1 protein-coding gene is annotated in these 664 nt (G+C 73.3%); it reads right to left on the bottom strand.

What is annotated here, in order from left to right; all coding sequences use genetic code 11:
- Positions 1 to 5 precede the first annotated feature (5 nt).
- Positions 6 to 664 (bottom strand): hypothetical protein (locus tag ACG2DA_RS22950; protein ID WP_395259037.1); only part of this gene is annotated, 659 nt, incomplete at its 5' end.

Genomic DNA, 664 nt, shown 5'->3' with positions numbered 1-664 from the left:
GCCGCTCATCGCGGGCTCCGCAGCACGCGGCGGCGGGGGGCGTCGGCGATGAGCGGGTCGAGGGCCTCGGCCACGCCGGCCAGGCCCTCCCGCACGCGGTCCTGCAACCAACCGACGCCGGTGCTCGCCCGCAGGTCCGCGGGGTCCACGCCCCGCATCAAGCCCTCCGCCTCGGCGACCACGGCGTCGAGATCGGGGCTGCTGTTCACGTTCAGGCGCCGGAACCGCTGGAAGAACTCCGTGAGGTTCTCCACGGCGGAATCCCGGAACACTCTGGGGCCGCCGTTCTCGCCGCCGGTGAGTCGTTCGCGGAGGTGTTCGACCAACTGGGCCAACTCCTGGGCGAACGCCTGCTCGGCGAGCTGCACGGCCTGCTCGAACCGCTGGCGGACGCGGTCGCACTCCTGCCGGTACAGCCGGGGCGACAGTCGTCGGAGATAGTCCGGCGGCTCCACCGCGGGCAGATCCCACGACAGCCCGAACAGCGGGGCGAGGTTCGGGGGATAGTCGGCGGGATCGAACAGGTCGCCCAGTCGGCGGCGGGCCCGGGAGACGAGTTCGTCGCGGCAGCGGTCGACCTCCGCGGCGGCGTCGGCGAGTTCCGCCTGCAGTTCCGTCATCCGCCGCTCGAACGCGGGGAGGTCGGTCCGGGGCAGCAGGCGGA

The sequence above is a fragment of the Alienimonas sp. DA493 genome, from assembly GCF_043951915.1.
In the GTDB taxonomy this organism is placed as follows: domain Bacteria; phylum Planctomycetota; class Planctomycetia; order Planctomycetales; family Planctomycetaceae; genus Alienimonas.
Note: the sequence above shows the minus strand (reverse complement) of the source record. Positions and strands in the feature narration are given on the sequence as shown.